This is a genomic window from Ochrobactrum sp. P6BSIII (genome assembly GCF_014138065.1).
Taxonomy (GTDB): Bacteria; Pseudomonadota; Alphaproteobacteria; order Rhizobiales; family Rhizobiaceae; genus Brucella.
The window spans coordinates 17,913-35,263 of sequence record NZ_JACGXB010000006.1; the positions used below are offsets into that span (position 1 = coordinate 17,913).

The window sequence follows — 17,351 nt, forward strand, 5'->3', positions numbered from 1 at the left end:
GGCAACTATCGGATGACACCACGTCCCCGATTGATGCTGCGACGCCGACGTTCTGCTACGATTTGCTGGCTTGCCTGTATGCGAACGGTTTGTTGTACGATCTTCAGACGTTCCTGCATTGTCTCGAATGCCCGGCGCTGGGATGGCGGTATGCCGTTTATGAGGTTTTTCTCCCCGCTCCGGACGGCATCATAGCCGAACCTCAGATCGAGCGCGCGGCTGACAGTGGCGAATTCCTGCAGGATATCGGCGCCGGGCAACCCAGCCTCCACTTTGAGATTTGCGCCCTTCTTCTTCATTGTCTGTGTGAGCTCACGCAATGCCTCGTTGGCTGCAGGTGACAAACCTGGAATGGCAATTCCCATGCGCTGGCGCTCCCCGGTGATCGCTTTGGTCTCGTTGCTCAGTGCCGTCGCGTAAGATGCACCCAGTGACCGAACACGGCTTTCTGCGTCTGGAACAGCCAGAAGCGCTTCCTTTCGTTCACGCCCGGATGCAAGAAACTTATCCATGATGCGGCCAGAACCACGCAAAGCGCCATAGGCTGCCGGATCGTTGGCAACGGCTGCTGCAATCCGCCCACTGGCAATGCCTTTCACGAGCAAAGATTCTATTTTGTCGACGGCACCTGCCGGATCACGCCAGATGCTGGCTGCTGTTTCGGCAAGGGCTGCGCGATTGTGGCCGTAATGGTTGGCTGTGAGCGCTCTCACCTTTGCCTCGTCCTCAATTGGTGTTTTGAACTCCGTCACGGCTGCAAGCATCGGCAACACGGCATTTGTTTTCGCGCCTGTCTCGATGCTGGCAGCTGCAACGACCTTCGAGCGGTCCTTTGTTTCCGCAAGATGCTGCTCGTCTGCAAAGCGGCGCACTACAGCAAAGAGACGCGTCAGTTTCTCGCGCCGATCCGGATCAAGGTTCTCCGGCATGCGCTCGAATATATTACGTTCAGCCAGGACATCAGCTTTTTGCGTAAAGGCCGACCAGCCAAAACGCGCGGTCAGCGCCTCATTGACCGCCTTCACTTGCTGGACCAGCAAACGATCTTCCGCAGCATGCGCAAAGGCCGTCCTATAGGCGTCGGGTCCACCGCGCTCGCGCACCTTCTCAATTTCGACAAGGCGGGCCATTGCCTGCTTTGAGAGTGCGGGGATCGACAGCGCCATACAGGCGCGGCGTTGCTCTTCGCCCTTGCCAAAGCGTTCCGCCTGACGCCGGAATTCCGTTGCATGGGCCCGCGCCAGAGGGCGGAGTTCTGTCAGCGCGGCGCGCGCCTGTTTACGCTCATCGCGAGCAGCACCGCCGTCAAAAAGGCGATCCGATCCCCGGAGCTGGCCAAGACGTTCTGGTTTAGCGGCAATATCTTCGGCAAGGCCACGTAGTTCTATTTGCCGGTTTGACGCAAGGGCATTGAGCCTGGCCAGCGCTCCGTCAGGCTTCGAATAGATCTTCTCCAGCACAGGGCGAAGAATGACCTCCCGTTCCTTCCAGCGATCCGAATGTAATTGCGCACGTCTGGCATCCTCTTCGAGGCTGCGGGCGAACCGGATTATCGGTGGAAGAAGATATGCGCCGTCTTCGCCGCGTTGCTCTGATGTTTCCGCTGCTCGTGCTGCAAGGTTTTCTGAACGCTGCTCATTATAGGAAACGCTTTTCTCGCGTTCGATCCTGATATCAAGCGCCACGCTCGCCCGTTCCCAAAGCTTTGCCACCTGCCCGCGCTTGTCATCAAGCCACGCCAGCTTTTGTCCGACACGCTCTTCTATTGCGGCCACAACTCCGGCAAGCGTGTCGATACCACGCCTGCGGGCAAAGTCATGCGCATGCGCCCGGTAACTGGCCTCACTTTCAAAATCGAGCGTCGTGGTTTTGGCACCTGAACGGCCAAGACGTTCAACCAGTTGCCCGAACAGTTCCGGCCTATGGCTTTCGCGCTCGATCCGCTCTCGACGCGAGGCTGCGGGTTCGAGCTGCTTTGCCGTCCAGACGTTTCGCTCGACTTCGCGTTCCTCAAAACTCTTCTGGCCGGTTTCCTTGTCTGTGACAGCGATTTTGACCTTGACGATTTCAACACCGTCCTTTCGGAGAAGTGCAGTATCGCCTTCCAACACCCCTCCGTCGGACAGTGCCTTGGGCAGGCTGACACCCCAGAGCCGATGCACGGTTCCGTCATCTCTCTTCACATCAGCATAGGGACTTTGATCCGCATCCTTATCCTGTGGCCGGAACTCCGCCATACCGGTCGCAATCAGTTCGCCGGCAACACCGGCTGCATGATCAACACGCGATTTCCTGCCTCATTGCGGTTTCGACGCAAAATCCTCGCGTGCGGCATAGAGATCGGTGCGGTCACGATGACGGGTCATCGACACATAGGTCAGATGCTGGTCCATCATGCCGGTGGCGAGCACAAATGTCCGGTCGACGGTCGTACCTTGCGCTTTATGGATGGTCGCAGCATAGCCATGGTCGATATTGCGATAGCTATCCTCGCTGAGCATCACATCCCGGCCATTGTCGAGACGGATCGATAACAGCGGACACCCACGCGCGTCACCGGTCGAAACGACAGTCCCGAGCATACCGTTTTTGACATATTGCGGACCAGGGTGCTTTGCGCGCTTTTCAACAAAGCGGGCATTTTCCAGAAAGATGATCCGGTCACCGCAGCCGAATTCCCGAACCCCGCGCTCCGTGCGAAACGCACGAGCGTTTGTCAGAGCGCCTTCCCTGTTCATGACGCTGCGCAGGGATTCATTGAGGCGTTTTACATCCTCATTGGTATGCGCAAGCACGAGCATCTCGTCGCCGCGAAGCTTTCCATCTTTGCCTGCCGTCCGCGACTGTGCGATCGCCTCTCTGCGCGCGTCGCTCCAGTCGGCAACAAGACGCTCGACTGCTTCAGCACGGTGTTCAACCGCCACTATGTGCCCCTTTTGAGCATAGGCATCGAGCCCCTCTTCGACTTTGCCGCGTGCAAAGAGCCTGGAGGCACCGCGTGCCCAGACCTCCCGCTGACGACGCACACCGGCAAGCTCGGCAAAACCAATCCGCTCCACTATGGCCCGGAAGGCTGCACCGGCCTGGATTGGCTGAAGCTGCATCGCATCTCCAACCAGAACGACTTTCGCACCGGCATTCTCAACCGCCTCTAAAACGCGTGCCATCTGCTGAGATGACACCATGCCGGCCTCATCGATGACAAAGACGTCTCCACGTTTGAGGCGGTCTCGATCATTCTCCCAGGCAAGTTCCCAGGCGGCAAGGGTTCGCGATTTGATGCCGGAACTGTCCTCCAGACCTTCCGCAGCCTTCCCGGCCAGGGCCGCTCCAAAGATACGACGATGCTCATGTTCCCAGGCGACACGGGCAGCGGCAAGAAGTGTCGACTTGCCGGCTCCTGCCAGTCCTACAACAGCAGCAATGGCACTATCGCCAGCAATATGACGGACCGCATCAATCTGCTCCTGATCAAGCCTGAACGGTTTTCCCGGATCCGCCGTTTCGACGCTCCGGACGGCAGCTGCAATCTTCACATCGGCGACCCCAAAACCCTTTCGCTTTGACAAAACCTCCGCCGACTGCGCCATGTCATATTCAACACGCAAAATCTCGCGACTGGTGAAAACGGCAGGTTCGATTGCCTTGCCAGTCTGCCTGTCCACCTGCTGCGGCTTCAACAGCACAAGATCGTCTGACGCCATCAACCTCGCGCGAATATTGGCAAAATCACCCGGATCATCAACATAGCGATGCAGTGTCCTGGCGATATCCTTCTCATCAAAGGTTGAGCGCTCATTGCCAAGACGCTTGAGGACAAGTCCTGGGTCAGCAAGCAACCGATCAGCCATTTCCTGCCGACGCGCAAGCTCGGCCGGCGCGAAATACATCTCCACGCCCTTGCGCAACATAGCGGTCTTTTTTGGCCCAAGATGTTTCTGGGCAATTCCATCCAGACCCTGCTCAGCATAAGAGCGCCCATCAAGGCGAATATCATGACCAGCGAGCGCAAGATAACGGCTGGCCGTATCTGCCCAGGCAACCTTCCACGCCTTCATGGTCTCTTTGTCACCAGCCCAACATCTATAGACAATATCCCCGTTATGGCGATTCGACTTTACTTCACGTAGTGGTTTCCCGTCAGGCTGGAGAACCGGCATATATTTAGGACCAAAGCCAGTTTTTGTCAGAGGTCTGAGCGCAGTTAACAGATGAATATGGGGATCACCATCCTTGTCGTGATAGACCCAGTCCGCAATCATACCCTTCGAAGTCAGATTGTCCCTGACGAACTCCCGAACCAGGGCAATATTCTCCGCCCGTGTCAGTTCCTCCGGCAGCGCGATGATCAACTCACGGGCAAGTTGCGCATCCGCCCGCGTCTCAAATGCATCGACGGCGTTCCACAAGGCTTCACTGGCCCCGGCGACGGTCTTGCCCTCTATGGCTGAGCGCAGCCAGGCAGGGACATCTTCCGGCAAAGCCAGTTCTTCATGGACCAAATCATCGTCGCCACCACGATAGTTAAACGAAGTTCCGGTCTGTTCGTCTCTCATCCGGGTGCGATGACGATAAGAGGCCGCAGAGATGATGTTACGTCCTGCCCCTCTGCTGATCATCTGTGCTCTGACGAACATGATTGCCACGATTAACTCCTGACCTCACAAACGTGCCAACCAACTCAATCCTGCTACCTTCCAAAAGCCCCCTATTTGGGATGACAATGAGGTTGGAATTTCGGCACTACAGTTTGGATAATCGCACAGCTCAAAGCATTTTACTATCTTTTTTTATTTAGTTAAATTTGATGCCGAACTCTGGAAAAGAGAAAAAATACGCCATTTTATCTGTATTTTTACGTATCACGAGCAATTTGAGACACAGCCAAACGTATTAAACTGATTACAATTAAACTGGCTCAATCCCAAAGACATGACTGGCGGAAATAGGTCCGCCGATGCGAAACTTAATCACCTTTTCGAAGATGTGACGGTGCGGTTTCGTTAAAGCCAAAGACAAGGTGGCTGGGAAAATGAAGGCGGCGAACAAAAAGCCAAAGAACCTTTTAGGGAATGTTCTCAAGGTCGAAGCCGCCAGAAACACGAACGGTTCATGACAACCTGCACAAGACGCAATCGCTCCCTGAAACTGCGTCCATTTCTCATGCGATCACATTGTCTGCACCGACAAGAAAGACGAGCCCCGACAATGGAATCAATTAGACAGCTGATATCCACACAGGAAGATTGACTCTCCTCACCGGATGTCGCAGAAATAAGAACAAACAATGAACGAATGGAGAGTGCGATGCGCATCACTGGCAAACTCGATTATCTGGAAATGCCCGCAGCCAATGGCTCGCTCGACGCAACAAAGAGTTTCTATGCGCGGGCATTCGGCTGGTCGTTCACCGATTACGGTCCGACCTATTCCGCCTATTCCGAAGGGCTGGACGGCGGCTTTGACGCCGACCCGCAAGCGACAATGAAGCCGCTACCCGTGCTTTATGCGCTGAGGCTCGAAACCGCGCTTCAAGCCGTGACGGAAGCTGGCGGCACCATCGTCAAGCCGATCTTTGCGTTTCCAGGCGGACGCCGCTTTCATTTCACCGATCCGGCGGGTAATGAACTCGCAGTATGGAGTGAAAATTAGAGCAGCCCATGTCCACGTCCTTGTCAGCCCTCGAATCCGCAGCGCGATACTTATCCCAATCCGACAAGGATCGGTTCTTCCGGATCAAACGCGAAATGGAAGCCGCCGGCGCTTCCAAAAAGAGTATTGAAGACCGCCTTCACGCCTTTATCTGGGAAGTCATCGAATCTGATGACGACGATGAAGATGAAGACGGGGAAGAAGAATAGACGCCAGGTCTGGAGCACATCCCGAAAAATGCGAAGCGTGATCAGCTTGCTTCGCGCAGGCGTTCCGCCGTCTGCAGATCGACCGAAACAAGCTGGCTAACGCCCTGCTCACCCATGGTGACGCCGAACAGACGGTTCATACGCGCCATGGTGATCGGATTGTGCGTGATGACCACGAAACGCGTTTCGGTCGAAGCCGCCATCTCGTCCATCAAGTTGCAATAGCGCTCGACATTGTGGTCGTCGAGCGGCGCGTCCACTTCGTCCAGCACGCAGATCGGGGCCGGATTGGTGAGGAACACCGCAAAGATCAGCGCCATGGCCGTCAGCGCCTGCTCGCCACCTGAAAGCAGCGTCATCGTCTGCGGCTTCTTGCCGGGCGGGCGGGCGAGAATTTCAAGCCCGGCTTCCAGCGGATCGTCGCTTTCGATCAGTTGCAGTTCCGCCGTACCACCCCCGAACAGATGCGTGAACAGGCGCTGGAACTGCACATTCACCACCTCGAAGGCGGCCAGCAGACGCTCGCGTCCTTCGCGGTTCAGGCTCTGGATCGCCTGACGCAGCTTCTTGATCGCCTCGATAACATCCTCGCGCTCGGACACAATCGCATCGAGACGATCCGAAAGCTCCTGGCTTTCTTCTTCGGCGCGCAGGTTCACCGCGCCAAGCCGCTCACGCTCGATCTTGAGCCGCTCCAGCTGGCGCTCCAGCTGATCAGGATCAGGGATCGGATCGTCGGCCTTCAGCCCTGTGTGGCGGATGGCTTCATGCGGCGCACAGTTCAGCGCCTCGACGATGCGGGCTTCCGCATCCTTGCGTCGCTCTTCTGCGGCGGCAAGACGTTCCTCGGCGCGGGCACGCTGCTCGCGGCTTGAGGCCAGTTGCTGGATGGCGAGCGTTGCAGCCTTGTCGAGTTCGGCCTGAGCGGTTTCAGCCGCAGCCAGAATATCCGCGGCTTCTTTGCGGCGATCATCGGCCAGCGAAAGCTCGTTCAGGAGCGCCCGGCGGCGTGCTTCAATCTCGTCAGGCGCTTCGGCCAGACCTTCAGCCTCGTCCGCCGTCTCCGTGCGGCGGTCGTTCAGCGACGCAATCTGCCGGTCGGCATTTTCCGCACGGGAAATCCAGTTGCGCCGCTCTAGCGCAATCATGTCCAGACGACGCAACCGCGCTTCGGCTTCGCGACGCAGCCCTTCATAAGCGGCGCGCGCTTCGGCCAGAGCCGTGCGGTCGGACAGAACTTCGCTTGTCAGCGCCGCAAGACGTTGCGCAATGGCCTCCAGATCCGGCATATCACCGAGCCGGTCTTCCGCTTCCGCAACACGAATCTGCGCTTCTTCCAGATTCTCTTCCAGCCGCGCCTTGGATTCATCCAATGCCGAACGGCGGGTTGCAAGCTGCCCTGCCGCACGCTCGGCGACCGCCAGCGCTTCACGCGCCTCGTCCAGCTTGCGCTGGTTGGTCCGCCACTGGTCGCGCGCAACGCGTTCATGCTCGACAGCTTCGCGCACCGAAGCCTCGGCGCGATGCACGGCCTGTTCGGCCTCCTCGACATGTCTGCGAGCGACGATCGATTCCTGCTCCAGCTCGCTCAACCGGTTTTTCTGGGCCAGTCGTTGTGCAGCCGGCGTCGGCGCATCGGCGCTCGCCGTATAGCCATCCCAGCGCCACAGCGCACCAGCCTTGCTTACCAGCCGCTGGCCGGGACGCAAGAGCGCCTGCAAACGCTGACCGTCGCTGTCCGACACGACACCAACCTGCGCCAGTCTACGACGTAGCTGCTGCGGCCCATCGACCAGCCGGTCAAGCGGGGTAGCGCCCTGCGGCAAGACCGGATCGGCTTCAGGCGCCGGATTATAAGCCCAGTAGACCGGGGCATGCTCATCGCTGGCCGCGTCGAGGTCTTCACCAAGCGCCGCACCCAGTGCAATTTCATAGCCCTTTTCGACCCGCAGCTCTTCCACCACAGGCGGAAACTGGCCGGTTTCGCCAGCATTGAGGATGCGCGCCAGCGTCTGTGCTTCGGTCTCGATACGGTTCAGTTCGGTGCGCGCTTCGTTCAATGGCTGGCGGCTTGCCGCTTCCACTTCGCGTGCGCCTGCGACCAGCTCTTCTGCCGCAACAACTGCTTCCTCCGCCGCTGCCAGAGCATCCGCACATGCATCGACCACGATGCGCTTTTCCGCCGGATCAAACAGACCGCCGATCTGCTCCACGACAGATGCAATATCGCGCTCGATATTATCCATCTGCACGGCAAGGCGGTCGCGCTGACCTTGCGTTTCCTTCAGCGCGCGCTCGATCTGCGCCCGTTCAGCGGTTGCTTCCGCGCGCTCAGCCGTGATCCGCGCGAGAGCGCCTTCACTATCGGTCAGGCGGATTTCCGCTTCCTCGAACAGCGCGCGCAATTCCTCATCCCGCTCGCCGGAAGCTTCGTTGGAAGCGACAAGCTCCTGTTCTTCTTCTTCGAGCTTTGCCAGAATATCGGCGTTCTCGCGCACCATCTGCTCTTCACGGGCAATGTCGGCGGTTAGCTGTTCCAGCCGTTTCATCAGCTCGGCGCGGCGGGCGCGAATGCGTCCGTCCTCTTCATCAAGCTGGGTGCGGGCAATCGAAAGGCGCTGCAAGGCGGCGGCGGCCTTGGCTTCCGCATCACGAAATTCCGGCAGCTTATGCGCACCGACTGCCTGATCGCGCGCTGCATTCATCTGCGCCTGCGCCATATCGCCTACAGTCGCAGTGGAAGCCGACAAGGCGCTTTGCGCCTCGCCTTCCTGAACCTTGGCTTGGCTCCAGCGCAGATGCAGCAAGGCGGCTTCAGCACGGCGGATATCGGCGGAAAGCGCCTTGAAACGATTGGCCTGACGGGCTTGCCGCTTCAGGCTTTCAATCTGGCTGCCCAATTCACCGACCACATCGTCCAGACGGTCGAGATTGCCCTCGGCAGCGCGCAGGCGCAATTCCGCTTCGTGGCGGCGCGTATGCAGGCCGGAAATACCGGCAGCTTCTTCCAGCAAAGCGCGGCGTGCCTGCGGCTTCGCCTGAATAAGCTCGCCAATGCGCCCCTGCCCGACCATGGACGGCGAACGTGCGCCCGTCGACTGATCGGCAAAGAGAAGCTGCACATCCTTGGCGCGGGCTTCCTTGCCATTGATGCGATAGACCGAGCCAGCCTCGCGCTCGATACGGCGCGACACCTGCAACTCATCGGCATCATTATAGCTGGCCGGAGCCGTGCGGTCGGAATTATCGAGGAAAAGCGTCACTTCCGCCGTGTTGCGCGCCGGGCGCGTGGCGGAACCGGAGAAAATCACATCATCCATGCCGGAAGCGCGCATGTTCTTGTATGAGTTTTCACCCATAACCCAGCGCAGAGCTTCAACGAGATTGGATTTGCCGCAGCCATTTGGCCCGACGACACCCGTCAGCCCGCCTTCGATCACGAACTCCATGGGTTCGACGAAAGACTTGAAACCGACAAGGCGTAGTTTGGAGAAGCGCATCAGCAAACTCCCCCAACTTTATCACCCATTCCAGAAACGACAAAAGCGGACGCAGTGATACGTCCGCTTTTCATCCAGGAAAACGGGTCAGATAAGCTTGTCGATGATTGCCGACATCTCATCAACCGAAAGGGCTCCAGCGTATTTTTGTCCGTTTATGAAGAAAGTCGGCGTCGCATTGACTCCGAAATCCTTCGATCCACGCTCCATCGTTGCTCTCACATCATCGAGAACTTGCTGGTTCGTCAAGCAAGCCTTGAAGGACTCCTGTGTAAAACCGGCAAGTTTTGCGATTTGCAGCAGGGCAGCTTCGCCATCTTCGGCGGTTGCCCACTGCTGCTGCTGCTTGAAGAACACGTCGACCATCGGGAAATAACGATCTTCCGGGGCGCAACGTGCGAGCATGAAAGCAGCAGTTGCGCGCGGATCGAACGGGAACTCGCGGAAAATGAGCCGCGCCTTACCGCTATCGATATATTTTTCCTTGATTTTCGGGAAGGTATTGATCGTGAAATCTGCGCAATGCGGGCAGGTCAGCGATGCATATTCGATGATCGTTACCGGTGCATCGGCCTTGCCGTAGACCATATCCTTGAGCTTGCCCGGTTCGGCAATCTTGGCCGCATCGACAGTGCCTTCCGGGGCACGGTCCTGCGCCAGAGCGCCGGTTGCAGAAGCTCCTGCAAAAGCCAGTCCGGCAGCAGCCGATCCAGCGAGAGAAATGACGTGTCTGCGATTAAGCACTGCAGGCATACGAATCATCCAGTCCTGTTTCATTCGGTTGTTTCGATATACAATCTAAGGCGGCAGAGAGATATTCACCAGACCCGCATCGTTCACATGAAAGTTAGCACAGCGCCGACATTGTCTCCATATTCAGAACGACAGACCCAGCCCCTCATTCAACTCGCTGCAAACTGACCAAGGCTTGCATCAAATTTATGGCACCTTGTATCGCAAATAAGTGTTTTTGCAATTGCATGAAATTTCTTGCCGCGCGCTGAACCTCAAGCGGGTTTTACTGCGGTCAGAGTATGTTTAGTCCGATTTTTTAACGGAGGCTCGCTTTTCGGCGAGAATATTCTTGCCGAGCCGAGCCAATGCCGCCCGCAAGGCGTCATCTTCGATACCGTCCGTCGCCTTGTCGATCCGCCGTTCTTCGGAGGGAGCCAGCGGAGCGAGCCGCTTTACCCGGCGCTTCGGTGGCAGCATGGGCGGCTTTTGCTCGATGCGAATGCGCCCAATCGCCGAAAAACCTAGAAAACCGTTGACCCGGCTGATGATCTCGCCCGTCTCGTGCTGGATCTGCAAGGCTGCAAAACCCTCGCAGGCGATGATCAGCGTAGCGGGTTTGAACGGATCGTCTTCATGCAAGCGACGCGGCCAGAGAATGCGCAAGGGGCGTGACGTCGCGCCGATGGCCGGACCGACGATATCTTCCCACGATTGCAACAGCGAGAGATTGATGCCCGCACGTTTCTGGAGCATCGGGTCCATCAGCCCCGATGTCATGTCCGCCAGCGGTCGAAATCCGCGTTTTGATTTTGGCTCGTTCATCGCGCTCCATTATAGCCGCGAAACCACTCCACAAACAAAGGAATACCCTCATCGAGCGTGGTCTTGGGGCTAAACCCCAGATCGCGGGCGGCAAGCGTGATATCCGCATAGGTGCGCGGAACGTCTGCGGCAGGCATCGGCTCCAGCTTGCGGATCGCTTCTCTACCCGTCGCCTTCTCGATGGCCGCAATGAAATCATTCAGCATGACGGGGCGGTTGTTACCGAGATTATAGACCGGCGCGGTTTCGGCCGGTTTGTCCAGAATGCGCTTCACCGCGCCAACGACGCCGCTGACGATATCTTCCACGAAAGTGAAGTCGCGCTGCATCTCGCCATTGTTGAAAACGCGGATGGGTTCGCCTTTCAAAATAGCCGAAGTGAAAAGCCATGGCGCCATATCGGGTCGCCCGAAGGGGCCGTAAACCGTGAAGAAGCGCAGCCCGGTCGAATGCAGCTTGTGCACATGGCTATAGGAAAAAGCCAGCAATTCACCGGAGCGTTTCGTCGCCGCATAGACCGAAACCGGATGATTGACCGGGTCGCTTTCCGAGAAAGGAATTTTCTCGTTGGCACCATAAACCGACGATGAGCTGGCATAGACCACAGGCGGACGCTTTTCGAGCTTCAGCGCGGTCTCGAAAATATTGACCTGCCCCATGACATTGGCCGAAACATAGGCAGCCGGATTTTCGATGGAATAGCGCACGCCTGCCTGCGCGGCCAGATGCACGATCACATCGGCATCCCTGTCCGCGCCGACGGCAGCCTTGATCGCTTCCCCGTCCGCAATATCGGCTTTGGCGAAACGAAAACCGTCGCGCGCATGGAGGTTTGCGAGCCGCGTGTCCTTCAGCTCGACCTGATAGTAGTCGTTGACATTATCAATGCCGACAACCTGCCAGCCCTCGTCCAGCAGGCGTTGCGCCGTGTGGTATCCGATGAAACCCGCTGCCCCTGTGACTATCGCTTTCATGCAATCGACTTCCTTCCGAATATGCACGTTTCAAGACCGGCACGCCGTGCGGCCATGACGCGACGGGACGCGGCTGCATTCAGCGCCGCAAGGAAGAACATGGTCGCCGAGATCGTAACTTCATGCAGCAGTGGATTGTGCAGCATGCCATAGCTGCCGCTGACCACTGCGAAATAGATCAGCGCCCTGCGCATCGCCCAGCTATCAGCCGTGCGCCAGAGATAGATGAAAATGGACAGGAAGGCGCCGGTCATGAAGATCAGCCCGACGATACCATCGTTCAGCAATTCATCGAGAACCGTGTTGTGAACATGGCGGAACCCGGCCAGCATTTCGGCCTTGTCCCCGGCCTCCGCTCGCACTTCGTTCATTTTCGAATAGGAGCCGACACCTGCAATCGGGTGATCCACGATGATCTTGCTGGCACTTTTCCAAAGCACCTCGCGAATATCGGCGGAAATCTTGTCTTCCCACTGCTTGCTGTCACCGGTGTTGTAATATTCGATCATGCCCGAAAAGCGCTTCGAGATGACATCGCCGACTGGTCCCACAACAATCAGCGCCCCCAAAGCGACAGCAAGTGCAGCGTAAACGCTTCCCTGCTGACGGATGCTGAAACGCTTCAAAAAGAAAACAATCTCAACCGCCGCAAAGATCGGCAAAACCACAATAACCGCCCGGGTTTCCGAGGCCAGGACGGCCGCCAGCCCCAGCACCAGCCAATGCGGTCCGTTGGGCAAATACCGCCATGCATGACGCAAAGGGATAGCCGCAGAGATAGCCGAAACGCCAACGACGAATGCGAAAACCGCCTGATTGCCGCCAATGCCGATACGCCCCCCAGCCGTGACGGCAAGGTACAATGCCGTGATGGTCGCGACAATAACACCAACGCGTGCGCCAATCACATAGGCGCGGAGTGGATCGCGGATCAAAGCCATGCCGGAGCCGGCGAATGCGAAAACGGCGATCAGCAGCGTATAGCCGATCTGCCGGTTATCGTTGAACGGTTCACCGCGAAACAGGATCAGCCCAAGCGACCAGGCCGCATAGAGCAGAATGAAAATATAGAATTTCTTGCAATGTAGCCGGGCAACCGCATGGCGACCACAAGCCATGTAAATGCCGATGCAGGAGAATACGAATAAAATCAAAGGGCCAACTCCGACCCGAATTGGCATCGTCGCCGAGGCCACGCCAAGGACCCAGGGATCAACCTTGCGACGAAATAAAAAGGATTTTTTAAAATAGCTCAATGGACCGCCCCTTTGAGTTGCCTCTTGGCAAGTGCATAAACGATTCGCCTGACATAATCGGCAGACCTGAACAAAAGCGTAGTTAGCCTTTTGTATGGCGGCAGTCGTTTTTTAGCGTAAACTGATCGTCCCTGTGCGATTGTCGAGACCGCGGCATCGGAAAATTCCACCACCGGTTTGTCTGTGGTGAAAATCTCGTACTTGCCAGCCCACCCCCGTTCAAGTGCAACATCGTAAGGCACCCGCATGGGGCGTATCGCATCCAGCAGTTTTGCGGCTCCTTTACGCGTCACGACATAGGCTGCAGAGCTTCCGAGCGGTCCGTGCAGGCAACGCCCGATTGCAAACTCATCATCGACCTGACGAAACGGCCGAAATGCCGCCGTGCGATGATTGACCAGCTTGATCGCATCCCAGCCGCTGATTTTCGTAGCCTTTTCAATAAAGGGCTGAAAAGCGGGCGTGAAAAGGACGTCGTCCTCAACCAGAACCGCAAAAGGTTCCGGGGCGGCGGCGATGACTTCGAGCGCGCGAATATGGCTGAAATAGCAACCAATCTCGGCAGGCATCGCAATCTTGCCGTGGCAGCGTCGGAAACCGGCCTCGTCGAAATCGCCAAGCTCGTCCGGCTGCAAAAGCTTGCCTTCCACAGCCTCGACACGCCGCAAATCGAGAGAAAACGCGTCGGCGCTTTTCTGCAAGCGCTCCCATCTGTCTCGCGAACGCGCGAGATTGATGACATAAACCGGTACGGAATTAATCACTGATTCTCTTTCCACGGCAAAAGCGCGATGGGAGGATTTGTAGCGCGCCAGACCCTTTTGCCAAGTGCTGATCATGCTTGGCTTTACACCATCGATGTTTTTTCTATCAACTACAGAAAACAGACCTTGCGGGGAAAGCTGCCTTGCCGTTGAACAATACCGTCCGCCCGATCACCGCTTCTCGTCAGCCAAACAGCGGTTCCAAACCCAGCAGCCAGCTTCTGGCCTGGTATGATCGTCACCACCGTGTTCTACCCTGGCGCGTCACGCCGTCCGAACAGGCACGTGGCATGCGTCCTGATCCCTATCGGGTCTGGCTGTCGGAGATCATGCTTCAGCAGACGACCGTCGAGGCCGTGAAATCCTATTTCACGGCTTTTGTCGAACGCTGGCCGAGCGTGCGCGCAATGGCAAGCGCCACCGAAGACGACATTTTGCGAGCCTGGGCGGGGCTCGGCTATTATTCACGCGCCCGCAATCTCAAGAAATGCGCCGATCTCGTCGCCACACAATATGGCGGCAAATTTCCAGACAATGCGGTAGCATTGAAAGAGCTGCCCGGCATCGGCGATTACACATCAGCAGCCATCGCTGCGATTGCTTTTGGCGAAAATGCCGCAGTTGTGGACGGTAATGTCGAGCGCGTCATTTCGCGGCTCTATGCCATCGACACGCCTTTGCCTGCCGCCAAGCCGCAAATCCGTGCCCTGATGGCCGAGATGACGCCAGCAGACCGCCCCGGCGACTTTGCACAGGCCATGATGGATCTCGGCGCAACAATATGCACACCGCGCCGACCGGCCTGCGCGATCTGCCCGGTCAATGATAATTGCGTTGCACTCGCCACCCGCGACCCGGAAGAATTTCCGGTCAAGGCGCCAAAGGCGGAAAAGCCGATCCGCATCGGTGCCGCCTTCGTCGCGATTACCGGAGATGGAGCCATTTTCCTACAAAAACGAAAAGGCGAAGGCCTGCTTGCAGGTATGACGGAAGTGCCGGGCAGCCCATGGACCGCGCGTATTGACGGAGATGCCACGGTCAATGCTGCCCCCTTTCCGGCGTCATGGACCCCGTCCGGCAGCATCACCCATGTCTTCACCCATTTCGAATTGCGGCTGTCGGTCTATCGTGCCGACAATGTAAGCGCAGGTGTCAGCCAGTCTATGTCCGGCAATGGCTGGTGGTCGGCCCCGGACGAATTGGCCGGAGAGGCCCTGCCCACCGTGATGAAGAAAGCCATCGCAGCGGCGGTGCCGGAAGCATTCAAACAGACTGGCAAACCCAAAAGGAAGAAGCTGTGACCACTCCAATCAAACATGTGGTTTTCGATATCGGCAAGGTTCTCATCCATTACGATCCCGAACTTGCCTATCTCGATATCATTCCCGAAGCCGAGCGACGGCAATGGTTTCTGGAAACCGTTTGCACCGGAGCGTGGAATGTGGAGCAGGATCGCGGGCGCAGCTGGCAGGATGCCGAAGCGCTGTTGATCGGCACTCACCCGGAATGGCGCGACCAGATTCTCGCTTTCAGGCAGAACTGGTCCCGCATGGTGCCGTATGCCTATGATGAAAGCGTCGCCATTCTGCGCGGGCTGATCACATCGGGGAACGACGTCACCATGCTCACCAATTTCGCCTCCGACACGTTCCGCGAAGCGCAGGTGCGGTTTCCATTCCTGACGGAAAGCCGTGGCGTCACTGTTTCAGGCGACGTCAAGATGCTGAAGCCCGACCGCGAAATCTACGAGACACATGTCGCGACATTCGGCCTCGACCCCGCCTCGACGCTTTTCATCGATGACTCGCTGCACAATGTCGATGGCGCGAAAGACGCGGGCTGGCAGGCGGTGCATTTTACCGACGCGCCGAAACTTGCTGCCGATTTGAAATCTCTGGGCCTCAGCTTTTAAAAAACGAAAGCGCCCGGAGCTTTCGCTCCGAGCGCCCCATGATCAGACTTTGCTGGAGGCCGTCCGATAGAGCATCTTGCTACCAAATTGAAACATTTGGAATCGCAAGAATGCGGTAGAATAAAAGGTGCTGGTTATGCGCCAGCGACTGCCATTTCATCGCGGATAACCTGGCGCAGATCGTCGATAGGCTTCAGAATGCCGTCCACTTCATAGTGCCAAAAGGTCCAGCCATTGCAGGCATCGAACCCTTGCACTTTCGCACCAATGCGATGGATCGAGCCAGCGTCGCCATTGGCGGCCAGCGTGCCATCGGCACGAATAATCGCGGCAAAGCGACGGCGCGCATCGCAAAGAACCGTACCGGGACGCAGAAGACCTGCTTCCAATACGCTGGTGAAAGCGACGCGCGGTTCAGCGCGCTTGCCAGTCATGACCGTCAACTCAGCCTTGCCGAGCGGCTCCACCGCATCGATACGGGCGGTTGCGGCTTCGATATATGCCTGTTCGCGTTCGATGCCGACAAAATGACGTCCGAGGCGCTTGGCCACAGCACCAGTGGTGCCGGAGCCGAAGAACGGGTCAAGAATAACGTCGCCGGGCTTGCTCGAAGCCATCATGATGCGGGCCAGAAGCGCTTCCGGCTTTTGCGTCGGATGAACCTTGTCGCCGTTCTCGTCTTTCAGGCGTTCAGAACCCGTGCAAATCGGGAACAGCCAGTCCGAGCGCATCTGCACATCGTCATTGGCAGCCTTCATGGCTTCATAATTGAAGGTGTAGCCTTTGCCCTTCTGGTCGCGCGATGCCCAGATCAGCGTCTCATGCGCGTTCTGGAAACGACGGCCACGGAAATTCGGCATCGGATTGGTCTTGCGCCAGATGACATCATTGAGGAGCCAGAAGCCCAGATCCTGCAACTGCGTGCCGACGCGGAAAATATTGTGATAGGAACCGATAACCCAGATTGTGCCATTCGGCTTCAGAACGCGGCGGCAGGCCAACAGCCAGGCGCGGGTAAACGCGTCATAGGCCTGAAAGCTCTCGAACTGATCCCAATGATCGTCAACAGCACTGACCATCGACTGATCCGGGCGATGCAAATCGCCGCCGAGCTGGAGATTATATGGCGGATCGGCAAAGATGACATCGACGGAATTATCCGGCAGGCGCTCCAGAGCGGAAACGCAATCACCCTTGATGATGGAGTCGAGCCAGGCGGTACGCGGGGCCTCGATGGGCAACTCATGGGCAAGACGTACTAGGGACATGGGATACTCGATTACCTGTGGACGCGAAAACTTGTCCTTATGGTTACCGGGTAGGGTAAATATGGCGTTAACGCCAAGTGATTGAAATCGTAAACCTTTTCTTAAAAAGGCGGCAAAGTCCCGGCTTTCCGGGCTTTTTCGTTTCAAACAATCAGCAACATTTTCGCGGCTGCCATCTTAACGCCTTCATCGAAATGCAAAGGCCGACCGGTAATGCGTCGTGTCCAATAAGGCTCGGTTATTCATTTGCGTATATGAT

Annotated in this window: 10 protein-coding genes and 1 pseudogene; 3 read left to right on the top strand and 8 right to left on the bottom strand. The window is 57.3% G+C overall.

Translation table 11 applies throughout. The features are described from left to right. Positions 1 to 5: 5 nt before the first annotated feature. Positions 6 to 4,646 (bottom strand): annotated as a pseudogene (traA, locus tag FHW00_RS09845) (Ti-type conjugative transfer relaxase TraA). 661 nt (positions 4,647 to 5,307) lie between these two features. On the opposite strand from traA, the gene FHW00_RS09850 reads away from it, so the two are divergent. Continuing rightward, positions 5,308 to 5,652 (top strand): VOC family protein, encoded by a 345-nt coding sequence (locus FHW00_RS09850; RefSeq protein WP_078338097.1) that lies wholly within the window; start codon positions 5,308 to 5,310, stop codon positions 5,650 to 5,652. 250 nt (positions 5,653 to 5,902) lie between these two features. On the opposite strand, the gene FHW00_RS09860 is transcribed toward FHW00_RS09850, so the two are convergent. The 6 genes from FHW00_RS09860 to FHW00_RS09885 all read right to left on the bottom strand — a co-directional run bounded on the left by FHW00_RS09860 (position 5,903) and on the right by FHW00_RS09885 (position 13,912). Next, the gene (locus FHW00_RS09860) at positions 5,903 to 9,361 is read right to left on the bottom strand and encodes a chromosome segregation SMC family protein (RefSeq protein ID WP_078338095.1); all 3,459 of its coding nucleotides are present in this window, start codon (positions 9,359 to 9,361) and stop codon (positions 5,903 to 5,905) included. 87 nt (positions 9,362 to 9,448) lie between these two features. Further along, complete coding sequence (locus tag FHW00_RS09865) at positions 9,449 to 10,114, bottom strand: DsbA family protein (protein WP_078338133.1); 666 nt, start codon at positions 10,112 to 10,114, stop codon at positions 9,449 to 9,451. A gap of 285 nt (positions 10,115 to 10,399) precedes the next feature. Continuing rightward, a complete protein-coding gene (locus FHW00_RS09870) occupies positions 10,400 to 10,918 on the bottom strand; it encodes a DUF721 domain-containing protein (protein ID WP_078338094.1) in 519 nt (172 codons plus the stop codon). Beyond that, entirely contained in the window at positions 10,915 to 11,892 is a 978-nt protein-coding gene (locus FHW00_RS09875) for an SDR family NAD(P)-dependent oxidoreductase (RefSeq protein ID WP_078338093.1), read from the bottom strand. Before FHW00_RS09875 ends, FHW00_RS09870 begins: the two co-directional genes overlap by 4 nt. Further along, on the bottom strand, positions 11,889 to 13,046 hold the full coding sequence (locus FHW00_RS09880; protein ID WP_445557897.1) for an O-antigen ligase family protein: 1,158 nt from the start codon (positions 13,044 to 13,046) through the stop codon (positions 11,889 to 11,891). Before FHW00_RS09880 ends, FHW00_RS09875 begins: the two co-directional genes overlap by 4 nt. Before the next feature lie 98 nt (positions 13,047 to 13,144). Continuing rightward, positions 13,145 to 13,912 (bottom strand): glycosyltransferase family 25 protein, encoded by a 768-nt coding sequence (locus FHW00_RS09885; RefSeq protein WP_078338132.1) that lies wholly within the window; start codon positions 13,910 to 13,912, stop codon positions 13,145 to 13,147. Positions 13,913 to 14,082: 170 nt separating this feature from the next. On the opposite strand from FHW00_RS09885, the gene mutY reads away from it, so the two are divergent. After that, on the top strand, positions 14,083 to 15,213 hold the full coding sequence (gene mutY, locus FHW00_RS09890) for an A/G-specific adenine glycosylase (RefSeq protein WP_078338131.1): 1,131 nt from the start codon (positions 14,083 to 14,085) through the stop codon (positions 15,211 to 15,213). After that, positions 15,210 to 15,824, top strand: a complete 615-nt coding sequence (locus tag FHW00_RS09895) for an HAD family hydrolase (RefSeq protein WP_078338091.1) — start codon at positions 15,210 to 15,212, stop codon at positions 15,822 to 15,824. Before mutY ends, FHW00_RS09895 begins: the two co-directional genes overlap by 4 nt. A gap of 134 nt (positions 15,825 to 15,958) precedes the next feature. Here FHW00_RS09895 and FHW00_RS09900 read toward each other — a convergent pair whose 3' ends face one another. Next, the gene (locus tag FHW00_RS09900; protein ID WP_078338090.1) at positions 15,959 to 17,092 is read right to left on the bottom strand and encodes a site-specific DNA-methyltransferase; all 1,134 of its coding nucleotides are present in this window, start codon (positions 17,090 to 17,092) and stop codon (positions 15,959 to 15,961) included. Positions 17,093 to 17,351 lie beyond the last annotated feature (259 nt).